The sequence below is a fragment of the Desulfatiglans sp. genome, assembly GCA_012513605.1.
Lineage (GTDB): Bacteria > Desulfobacterota > DSM-4660 > Desulfatiglandales > HGW-15 > JAAZBV01.
Map to the genome: position 1 here is coordinate 56,356 of JAAZBV010000034.1, position 22,539 is coordinate 78,894.

A 22,539-nucleotide genomic window follows, 5' to 3' on the forward strand; every position below is an offset into this window, starting at 1 on the left:
TTTTTATCCTCATCCCTGTACTGCTCACCCCTGTACCAGAGCCACAGTAAGAGAATTTATCTTCTGCCGTGCATCATTAAAAATTCCTGACAGGTTAAGTGAATGGTTTGCAAAGATACTGTCAGGGTCACCATTAAAGACGATCATGGGTTCAAAATTGCACCTTCCAAGGTCTTCAATAATCCTGTCTACCATCGCGATACAGTTTTTATCCTGAAGCACAGAATAAAAATCCTTTTTAATCGCCTTGAAAGAGAGGTGCAGTGAATATGCGATCCCCTGGGCATAGTAAAAGTTGTTATCAACCTCATACCATGGAACCACTATGTTTGTTGTGTCTTCACTTGTAACATCTTTATCATAATTTGATGCAGGTTTAACAGCACGGGATGGCCTGGCCGCGCTGACCAGTTTTGTGTTTACCCCTCCCATAAGTGAGAGATACTGGTCCAGCAGCTGAACCAGGTTATCGGCCCTTGGAAAAAATGTTGATTGGCCTGATATTAGATTTTCATAATACATCCCCAGACTTTTGTAACCCTCTTCCCACTTGCTCTCCGAAGATGGAAACATCCATTTGTACGGGTCGTTTGAAAATGAGGTGAAAGCCTTCTCAGCGTATGGGTCAAGCTTGTCTGTTGTTCGCATGCGGGTAAGGTTATCCCTTAAAACCCTTGTGTTGTAACGTACCACCTCAAGCATTCCAAGCTGGAAATTGGGCATGTTATCCAGAAATATGGTTGGCCAGAAAATATCATTGGGAAGCCATCTACCCTTCATCTCTTTAACAAGTGACTGGTTTGCCTTTACAAAGTATGCCCCTTTCTTACCGCCGGGGATATCTGTAAGCTCCACCGGATCAGGCTTTAAAGAGTTTCTGAACATTACAAACAGGATAAAAATCAGGAGAAGAAGAACAATCAAGATGATTATGCAGATGGTTTTATTTTTCTTTTCCCCAAAAAGGGCTGGAAAAGACATTTTACTGGACATTATTTCCTCCATGGTTGAGTGTAAATCGTTCGTTACTATAACAGAAGCTATAGGGATTTTCCTTAAAAATCTTATCATGCCATTGATGGCGCAAAATGGTGCTTATGAATGGCTGTGAAAGCCATCATTCGGTTTTTTTATACTATTCAATTATTTGAGCTCTTTTTTTAACCAACTGAATAAATTAATGTAATTATATGGTACGGTTTATGCTTTTGTAAGGCATATCTAAAATTTCAAACAAATTTAAATGGAGATCAATATGAAAAGCAAAGTCAAAGAAAAAGGCAGAAGCTATACTATCAGAAATAGAAATAAATGCAGACAGTAACAAGATCCATGCGGATAGCCCTACTGGTTTCAATTCAAATCAATCGTGGTCTGTAAGTTACCATATTATGGCGCCGATAAAATTAAATCTTAATATATCTGCTCTGAATGGCGGGATCAGGTTTTTGGTGCCCGAAAAATATTCAGCAGATCTTAAGGCCGGGGCAGTTAACGGCGGCATACACATCGATTTCCCTGTAACCTTCAAAGGGTGGATCACGAAAAACATAGAGACCAGGCTGGGTGAAGGAGGAGCATCTATTTCATTAAAGACTGTCAATGGTGGCGTGAGAATAGAGAAAAAGAAGTGAAGATTAATATGTGTTAATTAAAGTTAATAAAACCTAGTAATTAAAATTTAAACGACTTTTTTGGGGCACCTTTGCAGGTGCCCTTTTTTATGAATTTGTCACTTCGAAAAACAGGATTCCCTGATCAAAAAACATGTTTCCATCTGTAAAAAATTCTATTTTTTACAGAGTTGGATCAAGGTTAACATTTATTAGCATAATGTCATTTCTACAGGTTGTGATAATTATCTTACATGTCTCACAACATACTGCATTTAGTAGAAAAAAATATATTTTTACTTGACAAAGGGTACTATATAGATAAAATGTGTCACAAAGTGTAATAAAGTGGAATGAAAACCAAGGAACGCTATGTTTAGAGGACGATCAAGACATACCCTTGATGAAAAGGGAAGGTTAGCCATACCGACAAGGTTTAAGGATGTATTAAACCCTAAGGAGGATGTCTGTCTTGTCGTGACCAACTATATTAATTGCCTCAGGGCATTTACTAAAGAAAACTGGCGTATCATTGAGGATAAGATTGCAGGCCTGCCTCTGATGGACAGCAAGGCCAATTCACTGCGCAGGTATTTTATAAGCGGTGCACAGGAATGCCCGATAAAGCATGGGAGAATCACATTGCCCCCTGACCTTAGGGAGATTGCCGGTTTACAGAAAGAGGTCGAGCTTGTCGGTGCATTGAAGTATTTTGAGATATGGGACAAGAGCCGGTGGGATGAGGAGTTCAATAACGCCAGGGATGATTTCCAGGCATCAGGCCAGGTCTTTGCAGACCTTGGCATTTGATAGATATGGAATATCCCCACAGGCCCGTAATGGTTGCGGAGGTTGTTAGACTCCTTATAACCAGAAAGGATGGTGTTTATGTTGATGGCACAACAGGCACAGGGGGGCACAGCGAGGCGATATTAAAAGGGCTTGATAATAATGGCCGGCTCATCTGTCTTGACAGGGACCCTGATGCGATAGAGATCACCCGGAAAAGGCTGGATTCGGGTGGTTTTAAAGATAGATACAGCATATTAAAGTATAATTTTGCTGATATGGACCTTGCCCTTGAGAAAGCGGGCGTAAGAGCTGTTGACGGGATACTTTTGGACTTGGGTATGTCTTCATATCAGCTTGATCAGTCAGGCAGGGGTTTCAGTTTTAACAGGGATGAACCCCTGGATATGAGGATGGATACTGAAAGCGGAAAGAATGCGATGGAGTTTCTAAACGAGCTTTCCGCCAGCGAGATAGAATCGGTTTTAAGAAATTTCGGGGAAGAGCATCTCTCCCGTGCAATAGCAAGAAGCATTGTAAGGGAGCGCAGCAAGGCCCCTATAGTAACATCAGGCCGTTTTGCCGAAATTGTCCGTTCCCATTTTCCTGCTATGCAGAGGAACAGGAAAAAGGACCCGGCAACAAGGGCATTTCAGGCATTAAGGATACTGACGAATAACGAGATGGAAAACCTGAGTGCTGTTCTGGAAAAGGCGCCTGACCTTTTGAACAAAGGGGGAAGGATACTTTTCCTGACTTATCACTCGCTTGAAGACAGGCTTGTTAAGAGGGCAATGGCAGATTGGGAAAGCGAATGTATATGCCCACCCGATCTTCCGGTTTGTGTCTGTAATAAAAAACAGAGGTTTAAAAGACTCAACAAAAAGGGGTTGCTGCCTGAACAGGACGAAATAGCAGCAAATCCCCGGGCCAGGAGCGCCAGGCTTAGAGGCGCTGAAAGGATCTGAAAATGGTACGTCCTTTAAAAACATCCGAGGCTAATTACAAGAGAAATTCCCGTACAGGGATCAAGATAAACAACTCCAAGGGTAAAAGAAACAGGTTCTATCTTACAAGCCGGCAAATCATGCTGATAGTCTTTCTGCTAATCCTCTTCATGAGCAGCAGTATTGGCTATGTCTGGTCAAATTATGAAGGCACGCAAATAGGTTTTGATCTGAGTCGTCTGCAGGATGATGAAAGAGCGCTTCTGGAGTTGAATAAAAAATTGAAGGTTGAACTGGCCACTTTGAAATCACCACGGAACCTGGAAGCGGCCGCGCGTTCTTTAGGGCTGAAAGATGCCGCTCCCGAACAGATTGTTTTTTTGCCATGAAGGTAAATGAAAAAAAGTGGATCAGATTCCGTATTTATATTGTAGCTGTCTTTTTTCTCTTTGCCCTGTCAACAGTGCTGTCCAGGGCTGTGCAGCTTCAGATTATTGATAAAGAAAGACTGCAGAAAATGGCAAGGGATGGGTACCGTAAGGTAGTGCCCCTCCCTCCAAAGCGTGGCTCGATCATGGACCGTGACGGCCATGAACTGGCGGTAAGCCTTGAGGTCGGATCGGTTTACGCAGAGCCAAGGAGGATAGAAGACAAGGTCGGCACGGCACGGCAGCTTGCCCTTCATCTGGATATGCCGGCTGGGAATATCCTTAAATTGCTGAAGAAGGATAGGGGTTTTGTATATATAAAAAGGAAGATACCCTCCGATAAAATTGAAAATATAAGCCAGTTGAGGCTTCAGGGGATCGGGTTTACAAAAGAGACGAAAAGGTTTTTTCCTGGCAAAGAAATAGCAGGGCAATTGCTAGGTATTGTTGGTGATGAGAATCAGGGACTGGAGGGGTTGGAGAAAAGGTATGACGATCTGTTAAGGGGAGAGGCCCAGGTGCTGGTACAGATGAAGGACGCAGTGGGCAGGCCCTTTTTAACCAGTAAACCCCCTGAAGAAAAAAGGGATACTCATAACCTTATACTGACCATAGACAAGGACACTCAATACAAGGCCGAACAGGCGCTTGAAAAGGCGGTAACAAAGGCAAAGGCGAAAAGCGGACAATGTCTGGTAATGAATCCTGAAACAGGAGAGATACTAGCTATGGCAACAGCCCAGGGTTTTAATCCTGCTACTGAAACAATTGCCCCGGCATTTAATCCGAATATATTTCGGGGTTATAAACCCGATGCCTGGCGCAATCGTGTTATTGCCGATACCTTTGAACCAGGATCAATAATAAAGGCCTTTTTACTTGCAGCTGCCATTGATGCACATGTTGTAACTCCCAATACAAAGTTCAACTGTGAAAATGGCGAATACAGGGTCGCGAACAGGATTATACCTGACACAAAGAAATACGGCATACTGACTGCTGCTGATATTGTTGTTGTGTCGAGCAATATCGGGGCGGTCAAGATCGGTAATGAGCTGGGGTATGAAAATTTTTATGAGTATATGTGCAAATTTGGTTTTGGTCAGAGGACAGGGATTGATCTAATAGGCGAGCGTGACGGTCTAATAAAAAACCCGGAAGGGTTGGGACCGGTTGAACGGGCTAACGCCTATTTCGGGCATGGAATGACCACATCATCAATACAGCTTGCTACAGCGATGGCTGCCATAGCAAACGGGGGCAGGCTGATGAAACCCTATCTGGTCAAGGCTGTAACTGATGAGGCAGGAAAGATTATTAAAGAGTATCATCCCCAGGTTGTCCGAAGAGTTCTATCCCCTGATACTGCAAAGACAGTATCAAGGGTACTTGAGGATGTGGCAACAGAGAGAGGCACGGCAAGGCATGCTGCAATAGATGGATATCGGGTTGCGGGTAAGACAAGCACTGCCCAGAAGGTTGACCCTGAAACTGGAAGATATTCAAAGAGAAATTATGTTTCCATGTTCACTGGATTTGTACCTGCGAACAGACCAAAACTTGTTATCCTTGCCATGATTGATGAACCAAGAGGAGGTTATTATGGCGGAGTGGTTGCAGCGCCTGTTTTTAAGGATGTTGGTCAGTGGGCTCTGGCTAATCTCAGGGTGCAGCCGCAACTGATACTGGCTGAAAATGACACTGTTTCTAACTCAAAAAAGGTCTCCCCGGGAAAAAAGAAGGAGCCGGTTACAGAGTTTAAAGATGTAAAAGAGGCAGATGCAGGTAAAAACAGAGATGGAGATATTCTTCCTGATTTCAGGGGGCTTACCATGCGGGAGGTATTAAAAAATATCAGTGCTCTGGGAATAAATATTACCTTTGAAGGAAGCGGAAGGGCCTATGAACAGGAACCTGAACCGGGGGTGTCTTTGGATAATGTCACCTCCGTCAAGGTCAGTTTCAGGCCTCCCGCATAAAATGTGTTTATGATGTTGTGAAGATGAATTTTTAAGACTGTAGTACTAATATCAGGAGTTATTAAAAGGTCATGAGGCTGTCGTATTTACTGGAGGCCATAAAAAAGTACAAACTGACTGGGTTTCCTGACCCTGATATTACCGGTCTGAGCTATGATTCAAGAAATATAAAATCAGGAGGGCTTTTTGTAGCAATAAAGGGCAATGCCCTTGACGGACATCTGTTTATACAAACGGCTATAGATAATGGTGCAAAGGCTGTGCTCGTTGAAAAAGATATCAGCCTGCCCCATGAGGTTACTGTGGTAAAGGTGTCTGATACAAGGAGGGAATTATCCAGGCTTGCTGAACGATTTTATGGATATCCCTTAAGTGCTATGGATGTTACAGGTGTTACTGGGACAAGCGGGAAGACAACAGTAACATACATGTTTGAATCAATGCTGTCAGCAGCCGGGAAAAAAACAGGGGTAATAGGCACTGTAAATACCAGATTCATGGGCAGGCTAACCCCTTCATCAGTCACCACACCTGAATCCCTTGACCTGATGTGTATTGCAAGAGAAATGGCAAATGAGGGTGTAACCAACCTTGTTCTGGAGGCATCATCCCATGCTCTTCATCAGAAGAGGGTAATTGATCTACCTTTCAGGGTTGCAGTCTTTACAAACCTATCAAGGGATCATCTTGATTATCATGACTCCCTGGACAGCTATTTTAAGGCAAAGAGCGAGCTGTTCAAAAATCTGCCTGTTATGGTGAACGGTAAAAAAAGCTGCGCTGTAATAAACATGGATGATCCGCGCGGAAAGGAATTATACGGGTTAACAAAGGCATCTGTTCTCACATACGGCCTGAATGGTGACTGGGATATAAGGGCAGAAAACATCAAGGCTGATTTTACCGGGCTAAGCGCAGAACTCATCACTCCAAATGGCAGCGCGGCGATAAAGTCACCCCTGTTAGGTGAAGTGAATATTTATAATATCCTGGCAGCCTCAGGGGCAGCACTTGCTTCAGGGGTAACCCTAGATGTAATTAAAAAAGGCATAGCCAATCTGGGGAGGGTCCCTGGCAGACTTGAAAGGGTGCCAAACAGGGCAGGTCTCTCCATAATTGTTGATTACTCCCATAAGCCCGATGCCCTCTCAAAGGTACTGAACAACCTGCGACCTTTTGTAAAGAAAAGGGTTATCACTGTTTTCGGGTGCGGTGGGGACAGGGACAAAGGCAAGAGATATGATATGGGGCTTATTGCAGGGAAAAACAGCGAGGTTGTAATTATAACCTCTGATAACCCAAGGACAGAAGTTCCAGAAATCATAATAAGCCAGATAGAAAAGGGCGTTCTTGACTCAGGTATGAAAAGGGCGAATGGAAATCAACCGGAAAATAATACCTACCTGATCGAAGCGGATCGTAGTTTAGCCATTAATAGGGCTGTGTCCATTGCAGATATAGATGATATCATCCTTATCGCGGGGAAGGGTCATGAGGATTACCAGATAACAGGGCAAACAAAAAGGCATTTTGACGACAGGGAAGAGGCCTTAAAGGCGGTGGATGCCCTATGACTGCAATATATAAAGAGTTGAAACTCAAGGAATTTATGGCCCCGGTAAATGGGGACATTATGAGCGGAAATCCTGATTTAGTAATTACAGGAGTAAGCACTGATACAAGGGAGATAAAAAAAGGAGAGCTTTTTATAGCGCTAACGGGTGATAATTTTGATGGCCATAAATTTCTCGCTGAGGCAGTTGAAAAAGGCGCAGTGTGCGTTGTTGTTGATGATGAGAAAAAGCTCCCGAAGGATTTGCAGGCCGCTGTCATCAAAGTAAGGGATACGCTTGCAGCCCTCGGGGATTTTGCCGGGTTTATCAGGCGCAGCCATGATGTAAAGGTGGTTTCAATTACAGGGAGCATGGGAAAGACAACAACAAAGGAGATGACTTCATGCATCCTTGAAAAGGGAAATGAGACACTTAAGAACCAGGGTAATTTTAACAATCTTGTAGGGCTGCCTCTTACCCTTTTAGGGCTTTCAGATAGACATAAAAGGGCAGTGCTTGAGATGGGTATGAACCATTTTAATGAAATCAGGAGGCTTACAAGGATTTCAGACCCTGATATCGGCATTATCACCAATGTCGGGCCGGTACATCTTGAGGGTGTGGGTGATATACACGGTGTGGCAAAAGCAAAAACAGAGATGATAGAAGAGATGCGCTCTGATGCAAAGGTTATTCTGTTTGGAGATGATGAGATCCTTATGAAAGAGGCAACCCGGTTCAACAGGGAGTTTTTTACATTCGGGATCGGCCCTGATAATGATGTAAGGGCAGATGAAATTAATATTTCCGGTAAGGGCGGTGTTTCATACCGTTTGAAATACAGGAATGATTCTATTCCTGTGGAGCTTAACGTGTCGGGCATGCACAACCTGGTGAACTCTCTAGCAGCCGCTTCTGCTGCAATATGTCTGAATGAGAAGATTGAAAATATAGCCTGCGGGCTTATAAAATTTAAAGGTGTAAAAGGCAGGCTTGTTAGCCTTATGCTTTCTGATGATGTTCTGTTGCTGGATGATACATATAACTCGAACCCATCTTCCTTGAAGGCCGCTCTGGAGGTAGCAAAGGAAATGGCGCATGGCACACGACCTCTTATTGTGGGTCTGGGGGACATGCTTGAGCTGGGGGATGAGTCAATTGAGGCGCATATTGAGGCTGGAAGACTGGTTGCGGAAAAAGGCGCCAGGTTTCTGTTTGCTATTGGCGCACATGCCCGATACATGCGTGAGGGTGCTTTAGAGGCTGGGTTTCAGAAAGATCGGGCCATTATTGTCAAGTCGCACCATGACATGATTACAGGGATAAATGATGTCGTGGGTAAGGGTGACCTCATACTCCTCAAGGGGTCACGCATGATGGGGCTTGAAAAGGTGGTTCAGGGCTTGAAGGATATCAGGCAGAAAGGAGGTATATCATGATGACAAGGTCAAAGAAAATAATGGTTGTAGATGATGAGGCCGGGATAAGGGCGCTTTTATCGGATGCCCTGATCCAGGAGGGATATAATGTTACCCTTGCGGTAAATGGAGCGGATTCATTACGTCAGTTAGATAACAGGCGTTTTGATCTTTTGATAACAGATATCAATATGCCAAAGCTTAATGGCCTGGAACTTATAAGGATGATGAAGAAAAGAGGCCGGAGGGAAAAGGTAATTTTAATCAGCGGAGAATCGATGGACCATACCCGGTTAAATAAAGAGTCTATGCCGGTGTTTGCGCAGTTAAAAAAACCATTCAGGGTGGATCATCTCCTGGAGACTGTAATATCAGCCCTTGGGTCTAATGGCTCTCGACAGAAAAGAAGGAAAAATGCTGCATAAACTATTACTGTTATTAGATATGAATTTCTCCTGGGTGAATCTCTTCAGATATCACTCACTCAGGACTATACTCGCTACGCTTATGGCGATTTCTTTTTTTATCCTTTTTGGAAAATGGGCAATCAGGAAACTGGGCTCATTACAGATGAAACAGTATATACGTGATGACGGCCCCAAGACCCATCTGGGAAAGGCCGGCACTCCGACCATGGGCGGGTGTATAATAATATCGGTAATTATAGTCTCTGTCATCATATGGGGTGATTTAAACAATATTTATCTGTGGCTTACTCTTTATTCTGCCTTCGCTTTCGGTCTGATAGGGTTAAGGGATGATACATTAAAGATCACAAGAAAAAGCAGTGACGGGCTCAGCGCAAAGGGAAAGTTTCTTTTACAATGCCTTATTGCGCTTCCTGTAGCTGCTGCACTCTATTTTCACCCGGGGTTTGACACACAGCTAAATGTCCCGTTTTTTAAAAATATCAGCCCTGATCTGGGCGCGTGGTATATCCCCTTTGCTGTATTCATAATAGTAGGATTTTCAAACGCGGTAAATCTGACAGACGGCCTGGACGGCCTCGCAATAGGGCCAATAATAATCGCCTTTATGAGTTATATCGTTTTTTCATACCTGTCAGGTAATATTAGATTCGCATCCTATCTGCTCATACCATATGTCCCTGGCAGCGGCGAACTGGCAGTGCTGTGCGGGGCAGTTGTCGGTGCTGGGCTCGGGTTTCTGTGGTTCAACTCTTATCCTGCCCAGGTCTTTATGGGTGATGTGGGCTCGCTTCCCCTTGGGGCAATCCTGGGGACAGTAGCAGTAATTACAAAGCAGGAGATCACCCTTTTAATCGTTGGAGGGCTTTTTGTAGTTGAAACACTCTCTGTAATATTTCAGGTAGGGTATTTCAAGATGTCCGGTGGACGCAGGATATTCAGGATGGCGCCGATTCATCATCATTTTGAACTTAAAGGGTGGCAGGAGTCAAAGGTAACAGTACGTTTCTGGATAATCGCAATAATACTGACACTTTTATCAATGAGTACGTTAAAGCTAAGGTAATATGGAATTTAAGAATAAAAAAATCCTGGTCGTAGGTTTTGGCAAATCAGGCCTTGCCACGGCCAGGTGTCTTATAAAGAGGGGTGCGAATGTCACGATAGGTGACATAAAACCTGAAAGCGCCCTTGACACAGATATTCTTAAAGAGGTCAGGGGTTCGGGTATTAAACTTGAGATTGGCGGTCACAATACATCGACCTTCTTAAGCGCGGACATGATTATCGTAAGCCCGGGTGTGCCCCTTAATATTAAACCCCTTGCTGCGGCCAGGGAAAAGGGTATCCCCATTTCAGGGGAGTTTGAGATGGCTTCCAGGCTTGTTGATTCCCCTATCCTGGCTGTAACCGGTACAAATGGAAAGACCACAACCGTGAGTCTTATAGAAGAGATAATAAAGAGGTCAGGGCGGTCCCTTTTTGCAGGCGGTAACATAGGGGTACCTCTTATGGAATATGTTTCAGAGGGGGTAAAATCCGACTTTGTCCTTGTTGAGGTGAGCAGTTTTCAGCTTGATACGGCAGAGAGGTTCAACCCCTTTGTCTCCCTGATATTGAACATAACCCCTGACCACCTTGACAGATATGAGAGTTTTGATGCCTATGCAAGGTCGAAACAGAGCATTACAAAAAATCAGGGTAAGGGGCAGTATGCCATATTGAATGACGATGATCCCCTGCTTCATGATTTCAAGCCTGGTAATGATGTGACAGTGCTCAGGTATGGATTAAAGAGGTCTGACAGATCTAATGCATACATAGAAGAAAACATGCTTATAGCCTCTATTCCTGGAAAGAGTGAAGCCTCTTTCAGCCTTGATGGGTTTAAACTCCCCGGGGCGCATAACCTGAGCAACCTTATGGGTGTTGTGCTTGTTGCACTGTGCGCTGGCATTGATAAAGAGTGTATTCAGGAAACCATACTTGAATTTAAAGGGCTCCATCACAGGATAGAGCATGTGGCAGAATTATCAGGCGTAGATTTTTATGATGATTCAAAGGCAACTAATGTGGATGCGGCTATCAAGTCCATCGAGGTATTTGACAGGCCAATAATACTGATAGCAGGAGGGGTCCACAAGGGCGGGGAGTATGAACCCCTGGTAATTGCATCAAAACAGCGTGTAAAAAGAGGTGTCTTTTTAGGTGAGGCGCGTTTCATGCTGGGTGATGCCTTTAAGGGTAAAATCCCTTACGAGTATGCAGAGGATATGGGGGCGGCAGTAAAAAAGGCATTCGGGGCAGCTGTAAAGGGAGATGTGGTGCTTCTTGCCCCTGCCTGTTCAAGCTTTGACATGTTTACTGACTACAGCCACAGGGGCATGGTATTCAGGGAAAAGGTGGAAGAGTTAAAAAATGAGTAAAAGAAAAAACACAGCAGGAGGATATGATTTCTTTATCCTTATCCCCACAATAGTTCTTCTGGGGATGGGGCTTGTAGCCATTTACAGCTCAAGCTCATTTCTTGCTGCACACAGGTATCAGGACAGTAATTTTTTCCTGGCAAAACAGGGCTCTTTTGTGCTCATCGGATTTTTTCTTCTCTTCATAATCAAGAATATCCCTGTTGAGAAATATAAATGCCTTGTATATCCGCTCCTCTTTATCTGTTTTATATTGCTTGTTATGGTGTTTATTCCGGGGATCGGGAAAAAGGTTGGCGGAGCACAGAGGTGGATCAAGCTCGGCCCCCTTGTGCTTCAGCCATCAGAACTGGTCAAATTGTCTCTTGCTTTTTATATGGCCTATTCCATGTCCAAAAAGGCAGATTACATGTCAAGCTTCACCAAGGGGCTCCTTCCTCATCTGATGGTTGCCGGGGCATTTATGTCCCTTATACTGATCCAGCCTGATCTTGGAACAACGGTAATCATAGGCTCCTGGATGATTATTCTGATGTTTGTTGCAGGGATGAATATCTTTCACCTTATTTCCATTGTCATTGTTTCTGCCCCGGCTGTTTATTATCTTATTACACATGAGCTGTACAGGATAAACCGTCTCATGGCCTACCTTAAACCATGGGAAGACCCGCAGGGTTTCGGGTTCCAGATTATTCACTCCTTTCTAGCCTTTGGCTCAGGCGGGTTACTGGGTGTCGGCCTTGGAAACAGCAAGCAAAAGCTTCTTTATCTGCCTGAGTCTCATACTGATTTCATACTCAGTATACTTGCAGAGGAGCTTGGACTGGTGGGCATTGCTTTTATCATAATGCTTTTTTTAATACTGATAATAAGGGGTTTGAAGATAGCACTTGATGCCCCTGATCTGTACAGCAGTTACCTTGCTTTGGGAGTAACCATATTGATGGGGCTCCAGGTAATAATAAACATGGGGGTAGTAATGGGTTTATTACCGACAAAGGGGCTGACCCTGCCATTTTTAAGCTATGGGGGTTCATCACTTCTTGTCAATATGGCGGGTGTGGGAATTTTGATGAGCATATCGGCAAGAAAATGAAAAGGATATGCGGTGTTCGGTATACGGTGTAAGGTTATGGTCTAGAAGACAGGGAGCAAGAGAGAAATAGAAACAGGAGAGAAAAGGTTTAAAGTTATAATAGCCGGGGGAGGTACCGGCGGGCATCTGTTCCCTGGGATAGCAGTTGGTAATGAGTTCAGGAACAGGTATCCAGGGACAGATATTCTCTTTGTAACAGCAGGAAAGGAGCTTGAAACACGAATACTTGAAAGGGCGGGGTTCAGGCAGGAAGGCCTTACAGTTAAAGGTATCAAGGGAAAGGGGATGCTGGAAACATTGATGGCCTTGTTTAAACTGCCCCTGAGCCTTTTTCAGTCACTGAGCATTATAAGAAGGGTATCTCCTGATATAATCCTTGGAGTCGGCGGTTACTCTTCAGGGCCTTTGTGCCTCGCGGGAAGACTAATGGGAATACCTGTTGTGATACATGAACAGAATTCCTATCCGGGGGTTACAAACAGGCTCCTGAGCAGGATAGCAGACAGGGTGTTTATATCCTTTGAAGAGAGCAGACAGTATTTTTCTTCAGGGACAATATTGCTGACAGGAAACCCTGTCCGGGATGTTTTTAAAGAAGGGGCAAAACCTCTTGCGACTGAAAAGGGAACCTTGACCATATTTGTAACAGGGGGTAGCCAGGGGGCTGTGGCGGTAAACACCCTTTTTCTTGATGCCCTTGCCGTGATGAAAGATAAGGGGATATTACCAGGGGTGATACATCACACAGGGCACAGAGATTATGAAAGGGTTCAAAATGAATACATAAAGCGGGGCTTAGAGGGGTTGATAACACCCTTTATAGATAACATTAGGGATGCATATGAGCAGGCTGATATATTCATAGGAAGGGCAGGTGCAGGGACCATATTTGAACTCGCGGCAATGGGCAGGCCATCTATCCTGATTCCCCTTCCGGGTTCAGCGAACAATCACCAGGAATCAAATGCAATGGCCCTTGTGAGATCTGGTGGCGCAGTTATGCTGAACCAGCAGGGGGCTGATGGAAAGATGCTGGCAGAAAAGATAATGGGATTCAATAATGACAGGGGTTTATTAATAAGGATGGGTGAGAGTTGTAAAAGGCAGGCAAGGCCTGGTGCGGCAAGGGATATTGTGGATGAGATGTGCAAACTGATTGGTAAAAATCAGGGATAATCATGAAGACTTTTGAAAAGACAAAACATATACACTTTGTAGGGGTAGGCGGTATCGGCATGAGCGGTATTGCTGAGCTCCTTCTTAATCTTGGATATAAAGTAAGTGGAAGTGATCTCAGGGATTCAGCCGCATCCGGAAGGATTGCCAAACTTGGAGGCAAGGTTTTTATAGGCCATGATGAAAAAAATATTGAAGGTGCTGACGTTGTTGTCTATTCATCAGCCGTCTCCCCTGAGAATCCTGAAATAATTGCCGCAGGTGGAAGATATATCCCTGTCATACAGAGGGCAGAGATGCTTGCGGAGCTGATGCGGCTCAAATACGGCGTTGCCATTGCAGGAGCACACGGCAAGACAACAACAACATCTATGGTTGCCTCTATTGTTACTGCTGCCGGGCTTGATCCGACAGTGCTTATAGGTGGCAGGCTTGACATATGGGGGGGCTCCAATGCCAAGCTCGGCCAGGGTGACATACTAGTTGCAGAGTCTGACGAAAGTGATGGGTCATTCATGATACTTTCACCCACGATTGCCGTTGTCACAAATATAGACCGTGAACACATGGATCATTATGGCGATATGGATGCCATCAGAAACACATTTGTCAGTTTTATAAATAAGATACCCTTTTATGGTGCAGCGATCCTGTGTCTTGATAATGAGGAGATTCAGAACATTATTCCAAGGCTGAAAAAACGCTATATGACATATGGGCTTACTTCACAGGCTGATCTGCGCGCAAATGATATCATCAGGCATACGTTCAGCTCTGATTTTGAGGTGATCAATAAAGGTCAAAGCCTGGGCCGTATAACAGTCGGGATGCCGGGAACACACAGTGTTCTCAATGCCCTTGCTGCTGTAGGCGTAGGCCTGGAGCTTAATATAGAACTTGATCATATTAAAAAGGGGCTGTCCGATCTCGGAGGGCTTGCAAGAAGGTTCCAGAAAAAGGGCGAAGAAAATAATGTGATGGTGATAGACGATTACGGCCATCATCCGACAGAAATTATGGCAACCCTTGAGGCTGCGAGGGAGTCATGGCCTGAGAACAGGGTGATAGTCCTCTTCCAGCCCCACAGATACACAAGGACAAAGGAGCTCTATGACAGGTTTGTAATCAGCTTTAATCACTCGGATGTGCTTATTATTGAGCCGATTTATGCAGCAAGCGAAATACCCATAGAAGGCGTTGATTCCGAATGGCTGTATAAAGGTATAAAGGAGCATGGCCATAAGGAGGTGTATCTGGTTAATAATCATGATCATGCCCTTTCACTGTTAAAGGAGATGGTGAAGCCCGGTGACAGGGTTATTACTCTTGGCGCGGGGGATGTTTATAAAGTGGGTGATGGCCTGCTCGAGGCAATGAGATAAGACAAAAAGGCAGTGTCATGAATAACAGGCAGAAGTCGGCGCTTCTTGAAATATTAAATGATTCTGTGATTTTTGATGCTGAGATGGCCTCATACAGCACGCTCAGGGCAGGGGGAAGGGCTGAGGCATTGTGTTTTATAAATAGTCTTGCGCTGCTTACAGCGGTTATGGGTTTCCTGAACAGGGAATCGATCAACTGTATGGCAATAGGAAAGGGAAGTAACCTCCTTGTCATGGATCAGGGTATAAAAGGGGCAGTCCTGATTCTTAAGGGGGAACTTGCAAATATCAGAGGCAGGAGCGGTAATCTGGTGACAGCAGGAGGAGGAGTATCAAACAGGGAGCTTATTAAATACTGTATTCAGGAGGGGCTTTCAGACATGGAATTTCTGGCGGGTGTCCCCGGTACAATAGGGGGCGCTGTCATGATGAATGCAGGTGCGTATGGTAAAGAAACAGGCGATTATATAGAAAAGATAGGCATTGTTACATCATCAGGTATTGCTGAGGAGCTTTTTGGCTCTGGAATAAATTTTTCATACAGAGGGAGTTCTGTACCGGAAAGGTCGGTAATATACAGTGTCACGATAAAGTTGAGAAATGATGAACGGGCGCAGATAAAGGAAAGGGTGGAGAAAAATTTGAGCATGCGCAGGGCAAGTCAGCCCCTTGATATGCCAAACTGCGGGTCAGTGTTTAAAAATCCCCAGGGGGACTTTGCGGCGAGGCTTATTGAGGCAAGCGGGTTGAAGGGGTTTAAAATAGGGGGCGCCATGATTTCCCGGAAGCATGCAAATTTTATAGTTAACATGGGTGATGCGAAGGCATCAGATATCCTTGCGCTAATAGAGGCTGCAAGGAAAAGGGTAAAAGAGGATTCAGGTATAGTGCTTGAAACAGAGGTCAGGGTGGTTGGTCAATGAAAAAAAAGGTCATATTGTCCAAACAGGCTGTCAGTAGAAGACGGCCCAAGGACTACTCTGTAATCTTCAGGGCATTCAAGGCGCTCGCCATAATGTCCACGAAGATATTTGGCCTGTGCATGGTTGCTGTATCCATTAGCGTTTTTTTTATCTATCTTTATCAGTATCTGATTACCTCTCCCTATGTAAGGCTTGAGGAGGTCAGAATCTCCGGGGTGGATGAAAAAACAAAGCGGGAGCTAATTGAGATATCAAATCTGGACAGTGAGTTATGTCTATTAACAATAGATCTCACGGATATAAAAAGGAAGATGGAAGAGCACCCCTGGATAAAAAGGGTCGAGCTCGAAAAGAGCTTCCCGAACCTCTTACTGGTCCGGGCAGAAAAGGAGAACCCCTATGCGATACTGGTGCTGGACAGCCTCTATTATTTAAACAGGGAGGGGCTGCCCTTCAAGGAGATTACGTACAATGATAACAAGGATTTCCCGGTAATAACCGGTATAAGTCCAAAGAGCAGCAGGCGGGACCATTATCTGAAGCTCGCAGTGGAAATACTTTCAGCATTTGAAATGGAAAAGGGCGCATGGTCAAAGGAAGAATTGAGTGAGTTGCATTTTGAAGATGGTGAAAAGGTTTCACTTTACTCCATATCAATGCCTCTGGTGCTGAAGATGGGATGCAGTGAATTTGATGAAAAAAAGATAGAGCTGAAGAAGATACTGGGTCATCTTAAGGAAACAGGCCGGATAGAGATGGTAAAGGCTATAGACCTGAATTATACAAAGGGTGCTGTGGTATCATTCAGGGATGCGGGTTAACAATATTACAGGAATTAAGAGAATGCCGGGAAAGATAATAGTAGGTCTGGACATAGGGACAACAAAAATATGCGCTGTTGTCGGCGAGATTGTCAACGATGAAATTGAGATAATAGGGGTTGGCACCCATCCTTCTGAGGGGTTGAGAAAGGGTGTTGTCATAAATATTGAAAAAACCGTGCAATCCATCAAAGAGGCCATAGAAGAGGCTGAAACAATGGCCGGGTGCGAAATCAGCTCTGTGTATGCGGGGATAGCCGGCGGGCATATAAAGGGCTTTAACAGCCACGGGGTAATAGCCTTAAAAGAGCGTGAGGTCACAAAAAAGGATATAGAAAGGGTCATTGAGGCTGCAAGCGCTGTTGCAATACCCATGGACAGGGAGGTAATTCATATCCTTGAACAGGAGTTTATTGTTGACGAGCAGGATGGGATCATGGACCCCCTTGGGATGTCAGGTGTCAGGATGGAGGCAAAGATTCATATTGTGACAGGGGCAGTCACATCCGCTCAGAATATTATCAAATGCGCAAACAGGGCAGGTCTGGATGTCCATGACATAGTACTGCAATCAATAGCAAGCAGTGAAGCAGTGCTGACAAATGAAGAGCGTAATCTGGGAACAGCCCTTATTGACTTTGGAGGGGGAACCACAGATATGGCCGTTTTTTCAAGGGGATCAATCAAGCATACCTCGGTGCTTGCCCTTGGCGGTGACAACCTTACATATGATATCTCAATAGGCATCAGAACCCCTACAGTTGAAGCGGAAAAGATCAAGATGAAATATGGTTGCGCTCTCACCTCAATGATCGGAAGCGATGAGATTATTGAGGTGCCTGGCGTTGGCGGCAGGGGGCCCAGGACACTCCCCAGACAGTTTCTTGGAGAGATCCTTGAGCCTAGGCTTGAGGAGATTTTTTCACTTATACAGAGTGAGTTGATAAGGTCAGGATTTGATGATTCAATCAATTCGGGCGTTGTTATAACAGGGGGCTCATCAGAGCTTCAGGGTGTGACTGAACTGGCTGAGCAGATATTCAATGTGCCATGCAGGATCGGCTATCCTGACAAGGTGGGCGGGCTGGTTGAGGTGGTAAATAAGCCCATGTATGCGACTGCTGTGGGGCTTGTTCTTTACGGGGCAAAGCAGACCAGCAGCAATAAAAAATTTCGGATTAGAGATACCAATATTTTTGCAAAGGTTGTAGATCGAATGAAGAAGTGGTTCAAGGATGTAATTTAAAAGAGATAGAATTATGCAGCAATATGAAGCTTGGTGGAATAGTTTTAGTAACGGCCAGTTGAGGCCAACAATAAGGAGGGACACTATGAGGTTTGAATTTGTTGACAGAAAGGAAACCTATGATGCCAAAATCAAGGTAATCGGCATCGGTGGAGGTGGCGGGAATGCAATAAACAATATGATATCCTCTCAACTGAAGGGAGTTGACTTTATTGCTGCCAATACCGACAGCCAGGACCTTGAGAGGTCTCTTTGCCCTAACAGGCTCCAGCTCGGCGCCGGTATTACAAGGGGCTTGGGCGCAGGGGCGGACCCTGAGGTAGGAAAACAGGCGGCTGAAGAAAGCATTAATGACATCAGGGAATGGGTCAGTGGTGCAGACATGATTTTTATAACCGCAGGCATGGGCGGTGGCACCGGTACTGGCGCAGCGCCGATAATTGCAAGGGAATGCAAGGAGAGCGGGGCGCTTACGGTAGCGGTTGTCACAAAACCGTTCAAGTTTGAAGGGGATAAGAGGATGAACCGTGCCCTGATGGGCATTGATAAACTCAAGAAGGATGTCGATACCCTTATAATAATCCCCAATGAAAGGCTTAAGGCAATAGGGGAAAAAGGCGCAATGTTCAGAGACTTGATTGCCAAGGCGGACGAGGTCCTTTTAAATGCAGTAAAGGGCATATCGGATCTTATTATGAGTAACGGCTTTATTAACCTTGATTTTGCCGATGTGAAAAAGGTGATGTCTGAGATGGGGACTGCGATAATGGGCACGGGCAGGGCAAGGGGAGAAAACCGTGCGTCCGAGGCGGCACAGCAGGCTATTAACAGCCCGCTCCTTGAAGATATATCTGTGAGCGGCGCAAAGGGTCTTCTGATGAATATCACAGCGTCACCTGATATCACAATGGAGGAGATAGACCTCGCAAGCAATTATATCAAGGGTGAGGTGGCAGATGATGCTGAGATAGTCTGGGGTATTGTCTTTGATGAAGACATGGGCGATGAGGTCCAGATCACGGTAATTGCCACCGGAATAGACAAGGATACCTATAAAAAGGTGGTGAGACTGGGCTCAATGGGCGGTCTGGGGGCAGTAAGAGACCTCACTGCTGAAGAGGCAAAGGATAACTGGACGGTGAAGGTGAATGGTGAAGAGATAGATGAATATGATATCCCTGCATACCAGAGAAAGGCGGTAGCTGAGGAGAAGATAGCAATAAAACAGGAAGAGGAGCCTGTTATGCCGCATAAAAAGGGGATTTTTAAAAAGGTCTTTTTCAAGGATGACCTTGACTACCCTGCCTTTCTAAGGGTAAAGGCGGATTAAAGATAACAAGATGCCAGGTAGTTCTGCCCATTTGAGTAATGGGAAACCTGCCCGTGAGTTGGGGGCAATTAAAAAGGAATGGGGGGGGAAGATTTCATTCGCCCTTGTTTACCCCAACAGATATTATGTGGGCATGTCCAACCTGGGATTCCAAATTGTTTACAGGCTGTTAAACGACAGAGATGATGTAGTAGCAGAAAGGGTCTTTCTGCCTGAGGATACGGAATTGTCCCTCCACCCGAGGGCAGGAAGCGGCCTGATTTCCATGGAATCCAGGGCGCTCCTTTCTCGTTTTGACCTGATAGCCTTTTCCATCTCCTTTGAGAATGACTATCCCAATATACTTAATATACTTGATCTGGCCCATATCCCATTAAAAAGTGAAGAGCGGGATGAATCATCTCCCCTTGTCATGGCAGGGGGGGTAACAACCTTTTTAAACCCTGAGCCTATTTCAGATTATATAGATTTTTTTCTGCTTGGCGAGGCAGAGGAAAACCTTAACCCGTTTATTGATCTTTTTAAAGGGGTAGCGGGCAGGGGGAGTTCAAGAAAAGAGCTTCTTCAAAACCTCGCTAAAGGTATGGGGAGCATATATGTCCCATCCCTCTATCATGTTGATTATGATTCAGAGGGCACAATAACTTCAAGAGGCCCATTGATTCACGGAATCCCAGACAGGATAAGCTCTGCTGTAACTGGTAAGGCTGATCTCACTGTAAACAGTTCAACAATAATTTCAGATTCAACAGAATTTGCTGATAAGCTCCTTGTTGAGCTTGGCAGGGGCTGCGGCAGGTCATGCCGCTTTTGTGCAGCAGGGTTTGTGTACAGGCCGCCAAGATATCAGGATGCAAAAAAGGTGATTGCTTCCATTGATGAATCCTCTTTTGGATGCGGCGAGATTGGATTACTTAGCGCCTCTGTCCTTGATACGCCTGGTATAACAAATATAGCTGAAAAGATACTGGCCTGCGGCAAGACATTTTCTCTCTCCTCCCTAAGGGCAGATCTCCTGAATGAAGAGATGCTTATACTCCTTAAAAAGGCTGGGCAGAAGCATATTGCTATAGCTCCAGAAGCAGGCTCTGAAAGGCTCAGGAGGGTAATCAACAAGCACCTTACACATGAACAGATCACTAATGCTGTCAGGCTCATTGCAAGGGTTGGCAAATTTTCACTCAGACTGTATTTTTTAATAGGGCTGCCGACAGAGACAATGGATGATGTGGCAGCCATTTATGATCTCATTAAAAAGATAAAACACTCCATGGTGAGTGAGTCTAAGGCCAGAGGAGAGATAGGCCAGATACGCTTAAGTGTCAACTGCTTTATACCAAAACCCTTTACACCCTTTCAGTGGTTCCCTATGGAGGATATGAACAGCCTCAAGGAAAAGCAGAGGTTCCTTAAAAAGAGCCTTTCAAAGGAGGGCGGAGTAACTGTAACCTTTGATGTGCCAAAGTGGGCATACCTTCAGACGCTTCTATCCATGGGGGATAGAAGGGCAGGGGCTATTCTAAAAAAGGCACATGGATATGGGGATGACTTTACAAAGGCCTTTCGTGATTCAGAATTGAATGCAGACTTCTTTGTGAACAGGCCAAGAAACCTCGATGAGATACTCCCCTGGGATTTTATCGATCATGGTATCAAGAAGAGGTCCCTTATCGAGGAATACAAACTCGCGCTTAAGGAGACAGAGTCGGCAATATGTGATCCGGGTAATTGCATTAGGTGCGGGGTATGTGAAAGGTAATTTCTCAGGTTAGTCCATATCCGTTAAAATATACCCTCTCATAGTAATCATACCCTGATTGACATTATATAATTAATAGGTAAATATCGGGTGAAATTACAGTCAATACTGAGGAATATGAAAGAAGGTATACAGGATAAAATGAAGACTGATTTAAAGTCTCTCTCTGCTAACGAGACCATTGAATGGGTCAAAGGGGTTGGCCTTGAGCCCTACAGGGCAGGTCAGATAAGGCAGTGGCTTTTCCAGAGGATGGCCACCTCCTTTGATGAGATGACAAATGTCTCCATCGCAATCCGGGAGAGGTTAAAGGAAACGGCCTTTATCACACGTATCGGAAAGATCAAAACACTCGTATCAGAGGATACCACAGAGAAGTATCTTTTTAAACTTGATGATGGCAGCCTGATAGAGTCAGTGCTTATACCGGAAAAAGATCATTTCACCCTGTGCATCTCATCCCAGGTGGGATGCGCAATGGGTTGCACATTCTGTCATACAGCGCGTCAGGGGTTAAAAAGGAACCTTACCGCAGGGGAGATCATCGAACAGGTTATCGAGACACAGAGAGGGATGGCTGACCCTGATAAACTCACAAACATCGTACTCATGGGCATGGGTGAGCCCCTTGCCAATTATGATGCGGTAGTTACCGCCATAAATAATCTGATAGATCAGAATACAATCAGCTTTTCACACAGAAAGATTACCCTTTCCACCTCCGGTATCGTCCCCAATATAATAAGGCTTGGTAAGGATTCTCCTGTCAACCTTGCTGTATCCCTTAATGCCGGGGATGATGAGACCAGAAACCGCATTATGCCCATTAACAAGACATACAACCTTAAAAGCCTTATCGCTGCGTGTAAACAGTTTCCGCTTCCAAACAGGAAGATGATCACCTTTGAATATATCCTTATCAATGGGGTTAATGACAGCCCGGGAGACGCACTTAAGGTGGCTAAGCTTTTAAGGGGTGTAAGGGCCAAGATCAACCTTATCCCCCTTAACCCCGGCCCGGACCCCTCCATGTGCGCCCCATCATGGGATGAGATGGTCAGGTTTCAGGATATTCTTGCGGAAAATCAGTACACAGTTATCATAAGAAAGAGCAAGGGCCAGGATATACTTGCGGCCTGCGGCCAGCTGAGCGCAAAAGAGCTAACCCAATTTTAACTTGCTTTTAAATTTCAATATGTTAAGGTACCCACCCTGCTGTCAGGCA

Annotated in this window: 20 protein-coding genes; 19 read left to right on the forward strand and 1 reads right to left on the reverse strand. The window is 44.9% G+C overall.

Going from position 1 to position 22,539, the window contains the following annotated elements:
- Window positions 1-24: 24 nt before the first annotated feature.
- Window positions 25-993 (reverse strand): DUF2333 family protein, encoded by a 969-nt coding sequence (locus GX654_04395; protein ID NLD36090.1) that lies wholly within the window; start codon window positions 991-993, stop codon window positions 25-27.
- A 398-nt stretch (window positions 994-1,391) separates the two neighbouring features.
- Here GX654_04395 and GX654_04400 point away from each other — a divergent pair, with 398 nt between their 5' ends.
- From GX654_04400 to rlmN, 19 genes are all read left to right on the forward strand, one after another.
- Window positions 1,392-1,634, forward strand: coding sequence for a hypothetical protein (locus tag GX654_04400; GenBank protein NLD36091.1), 243 nt, complete (start codon window positions 1,392-1,394; stop codon window positions 1,632-1,634).
- Between the two features lie 351 nt (window positions 1,635-1,985).
- Window positions 1,986-2,423: a division/cell wall cluster transcriptional repressor MraZ gene (gene mraZ, locus GX654_04405; GenBank protein NLD36092.1), complete on the forward strand. Its 438-nt coding sequence runs from the start codon at window positions 1,986-1,988 to the stop codon at window positions 2,421-2,423.
- Window positions 2,420-3,370: a 16S rRNA (cytosine(1402)-N(4))-methyltransferase RsmH gene (gene rsmH / locus GX654_04410; GenBank protein ID NLD36093.1), complete on the forward strand. Its 951-nt coding sequence runs from the start codon at window positions 2,420-2,422 to the stop codon at window positions 3,368-3,370. Before mraZ ends, rsmH begins: the two co-directional genes overlap by 4 nt.
- A gap of 2 nt (window positions 3,371-3,372) precedes the next feature.
- The gene (locus tag GX654_04415) at window positions 3,373-3,738 is read left to right on the forward strand and encodes a hypothetical protein (protein ID NLD36094.1); all 366 of its coding nucleotides are present in this window, start codon (window positions 3,373-3,375) and stop codon (window positions 3,736-3,738) included.
- The gene (locus tag GX654_04420; GenBank protein NLD36095.1) at window positions 3,735-5,756 is read left to right on the forward strand and encodes a transpeptidase family protein; all 2,022 of its coding nucleotides are present in this window, start codon (window positions 3,735-3,737) and stop codon (window positions 5,754-5,756) included. Before GX654_04415 ends, GX654_04420 begins: the two co-directional genes overlap by 4 nt.
- Window positions 5,757-5,827: 71 nt before the next feature.
- Entirely contained in the window at window positions 5,828-7,330 is a 1,503-nt protein-coding gene (locus tag GX654_04425) for a UDP-N-acetylmuramoyl-L-alanyl-D-glutamate--2,6-diaminopimelate ligase (protein NLD36096.1), read from the forward strand.
- On the forward strand, window positions 7,327-8,748 hold the full coding sequence (locus tag GX654_04430) for a UDP-N-acetylmuramoyl-tripeptide--D-alanyl-D-alanine ligase (protein ID NLD36097.1): 1,422 nt from the start codon (window positions 7,327-7,329) through the stop codon (window positions 8,746-8,748). The genes GX654_04425 and GX654_04430 overlap by 4 nt, the downstream gene beginning before the upstream one ends.
- Window positions 8,745-9,152 carry a response regulator gene (locus GX654_04435; protein NLD36098.1) on the forward strand — a complete coding sequence of 136 codons (408 nt, stop codon included), beginning with the start codon at window positions 8,745-8,747 and terminating at the stop codon, window positions 9,150-9,152. Before GX654_04430 ends, GX654_04435 begins: the two co-directional genes overlap by 4 nt.
- The gene (locus GX654_04440; GenBank protein ID NLD36099.1) at window positions 9,142-10,221 is read left to right on the forward strand and encodes a phospho-N-acetylmuramoyl-pentapeptide-transferase; all 1,080 of its coding nucleotides are present in this window, start codon (window positions 9,142-9,144) and stop codon (window positions 10,219-10,221) included. Before GX654_04435 ends, GX654_04440 begins: the two co-directional genes overlap by 11 nt.
- A 1-nt stretch (window position 10,222) precedes the next feature.
- A complete protein-coding gene (gene murD, locus GX654_04445; GenBank protein ID NLD36100.1) occupies window positions 10,223-11,581 on the forward strand; it encodes a UDP-N-acetylmuramoyl-L-alanine--D-glutamate ligase in 1,359 nt (452 codons plus the stop codon).
- On the forward strand, window positions 11,574-12,677 hold the full coding sequence (gene ftsW, locus GX654_04450; protein NLD36101.1) for a putative lipid II flippase FtsW: 1,104 nt from the start codon (window positions 11,574-11,576) through the stop codon (window positions 12,675-12,677). The genes murD and ftsW overlap by 8 nt, the downstream gene beginning before the upstream one ends.
- Window positions 12,678-12,743: 66 nt before the next feature.
- On the forward strand, window positions 12,744-13,853 hold the full coding sequence (murG, locus tag GX654_04455; GenBank protein ID NLD36102.1) for an undecaprenyldiphospho-muramoylpentapeptide beta-N-acetylglucosaminyltransferase: 1,110 nt from the start codon (window positions 12,744-12,746) through the stop codon (window positions 13,851-13,853).
- Between the two features lie 2 nt (window positions 13,854-13,855).
- Window positions 13,856-15,235, forward strand: a complete 1,380-nt coding sequence (locus tag GX654_04460) for a UDP-N-acetylmuramate--L-alanine ligase (protein NLD36103.1) — start codon at window positions 13,856-13,858, stop codon at window positions 15,233-15,235.
- Between the two features lie 17 nt (window positions 15,236-15,252).
- Window positions 15,253-16,158 (forward strand): UDP-N-acetylmuramate dehydrogenase, encoded by a 906-nt coding sequence (gene murB / locus GX654_04465; protein ID NLD36104.1) that lies wholly within the window; start codon window positions 15,253-15,255, stop codon window positions 16,156-16,158.
- Complete coding sequence (locus GX654_04470; protein ID NLD36105.1) at window positions 16,155-16,979, forward strand: FtsQ-type POTRA domain-containing protein; 825 nt, start codon at window positions 16,155-16,157, stop codon at window positions 16,977-16,979. The genes murB and GX654_04470 overlap by 4 nt, the downstream gene beginning before the upstream one ends.
- A 22-nt stretch (window positions 16,980-17,001) precedes the next feature.
- Complete coding sequence (gene ftsA, locus GX654_04475) at window positions 17,002-18,225, forward strand: cell division protein FtsA (GenBank protein ID NLD36106.1); 1,224 nt, start codon at window positions 17,002-17,004, stop codon at window positions 18,223-18,225.
- An 85-nt stretch (window positions 18,226-18,310) separates the two neighbouring features.
- A complete protein-coding gene (ftsZ, locus tag GX654_04480) occupies window positions 18,311-19,555 on the forward strand; it encodes a cell division protein FtsZ (GenBank protein ID NLD36107.1) in 1,245 nt (414 codons plus the stop codon).
- A gap of 10 nt (window positions 19,556-19,565) precedes the next feature.
- Window positions 19,566-21,314, forward strand: coding sequence for a radical SAM protein (locus tag GX654_04485; protein ID NLD36108.1), 1,749 nt, complete (start codon window positions 19,566-19,568; stop codon window positions 21,312-21,314).
- Window positions 21,315-21,455: 141 nt separating this feature from the next.
- The gene (gene rlmN, locus GX654_04490) at window positions 21,456-22,490 is read left to right on the forward strand and encodes a 23S rRNA (adenine(2503)-C(2))-methyltransferase RlmN (protein NLD36109.1); all 1,035 of its coding nucleotides are present in this window, start codon (window positions 21,456-21,458) and stop codon (window positions 22,488-22,490) included.
- The last annotated feature ends 49 nt before the right edge of the window (window positions 22,491-22,539 follow it).

Coding starts and splice junctions, on each gene's coding strand:
- GX654_04395 (NLD36090.1), bottom strand. CDS start 993: ATGTCCAGTAAAATGTCTTTTCCAGCCCTTTTTGGGGAAAAGAAAAAT.
- GX654_04400 (NLD36091.1), top strand. CDS start 1,392: ATGGCGCCGATAAAATTAAATCTTAATATATCTGCTCTGAATGGCGGG.
- mraZ (NLD36092.1), top strand. CDS start 1,986: ATGTTTAGAGGACGATCAAGACATACCCTTGATGAAAAGGGAAGGTTA.
- GX654_04415 (NLD36094.1), top strand. CDS start 3,373: ATGGTACGTCCTTTAAAAACATCCGAGGCTAATTACAAGAGAAATTCC.
- GX654_04420 (NLD36095.1), top strand. CDS start 3,735: ATGAAGGTAAATGAAAAAAAGTGGATCAGATTCCGTATTTATATTGTA.
- GX654_04425 (NLD36096.1), top strand. CDS start 5,828: ATGAGGCTGTCGTATTTACTGGAGGCCATAAAAAAGTACAAACTGACT.
- GX654_04430 (NLD36097.1), top strand. CDS start 7,327: ATGACTGCAATATATAAAGAGTTGAAACTCAAGGAATTTATGGCCCCG.
- GX654_04435 (NLD36098.1), top strand. CDS start 8,745: ATGATGACAAGGTCAAAGAAAATAATGGTTGTAGATGATGAGGCCGGG.
- GX654_04440 (NLD36099.1), top strand. CDS start 9,142: ATGCTGCATAAACTATTACTGTTATTAGATATGAATTTCTCCTGGGTG.
- murD (NLD36100.1), top strand. CDS start 10,223: ATGGAATTTAAGAATAAAAAAATCCTGGTCGTAGGTTTTGGCAAATCA.
- ftsW (NLD36101.1), top strand. CDS start 11,574: ATGAGTAAAAGAAAAAACACAGCAGGAGGATATGATTTCTTTATCCTT.
- GX654_04460 (NLD36103.1), top strand. CDS start 13,856: ATGAAGACTTTTGAAAAGACAAAACATATACACTTTGTAGGGGTAGGC.
- murB (NLD36104.1), top strand. CDS start 15,253: ATGAATAACAGGCAGAAGTCGGCGCTTCTTGAAATATTAAATGATTCT.
- GX654_04470 (NLD36105.1), top strand. CDS start 16,155: ATGAAAAAAAAGGTCATATTGTCCAAACAGGCTGTCAGTAGAAGACGG.
- ftsA (NLD36106.1), top strand. CDS start 17,002: ATGCCGGGAAAGATAATAGTAGGTCTGGACATAGGGACAACAAAAATA.
- ftsZ (NLD36107.1), top strand. CDS start 18,311: ATGAGGTTTGAATTTGTTGACAGAAAGGAAACCTATGATGCCAAAATC.
- GX654_04485 (NLD36108.1), top strand. CDS start 19,566: ATGCCAGGTAGTTCTGCCCATTTGAGTAATGGGAAACCTGCCCGTGAG.
- rlmN (NLD36109.1), top strand. CDS start 21,456: ATGAAGACTGATTTAAAGTCTCTCTCTGCTAACGAGACCATTGAATGG.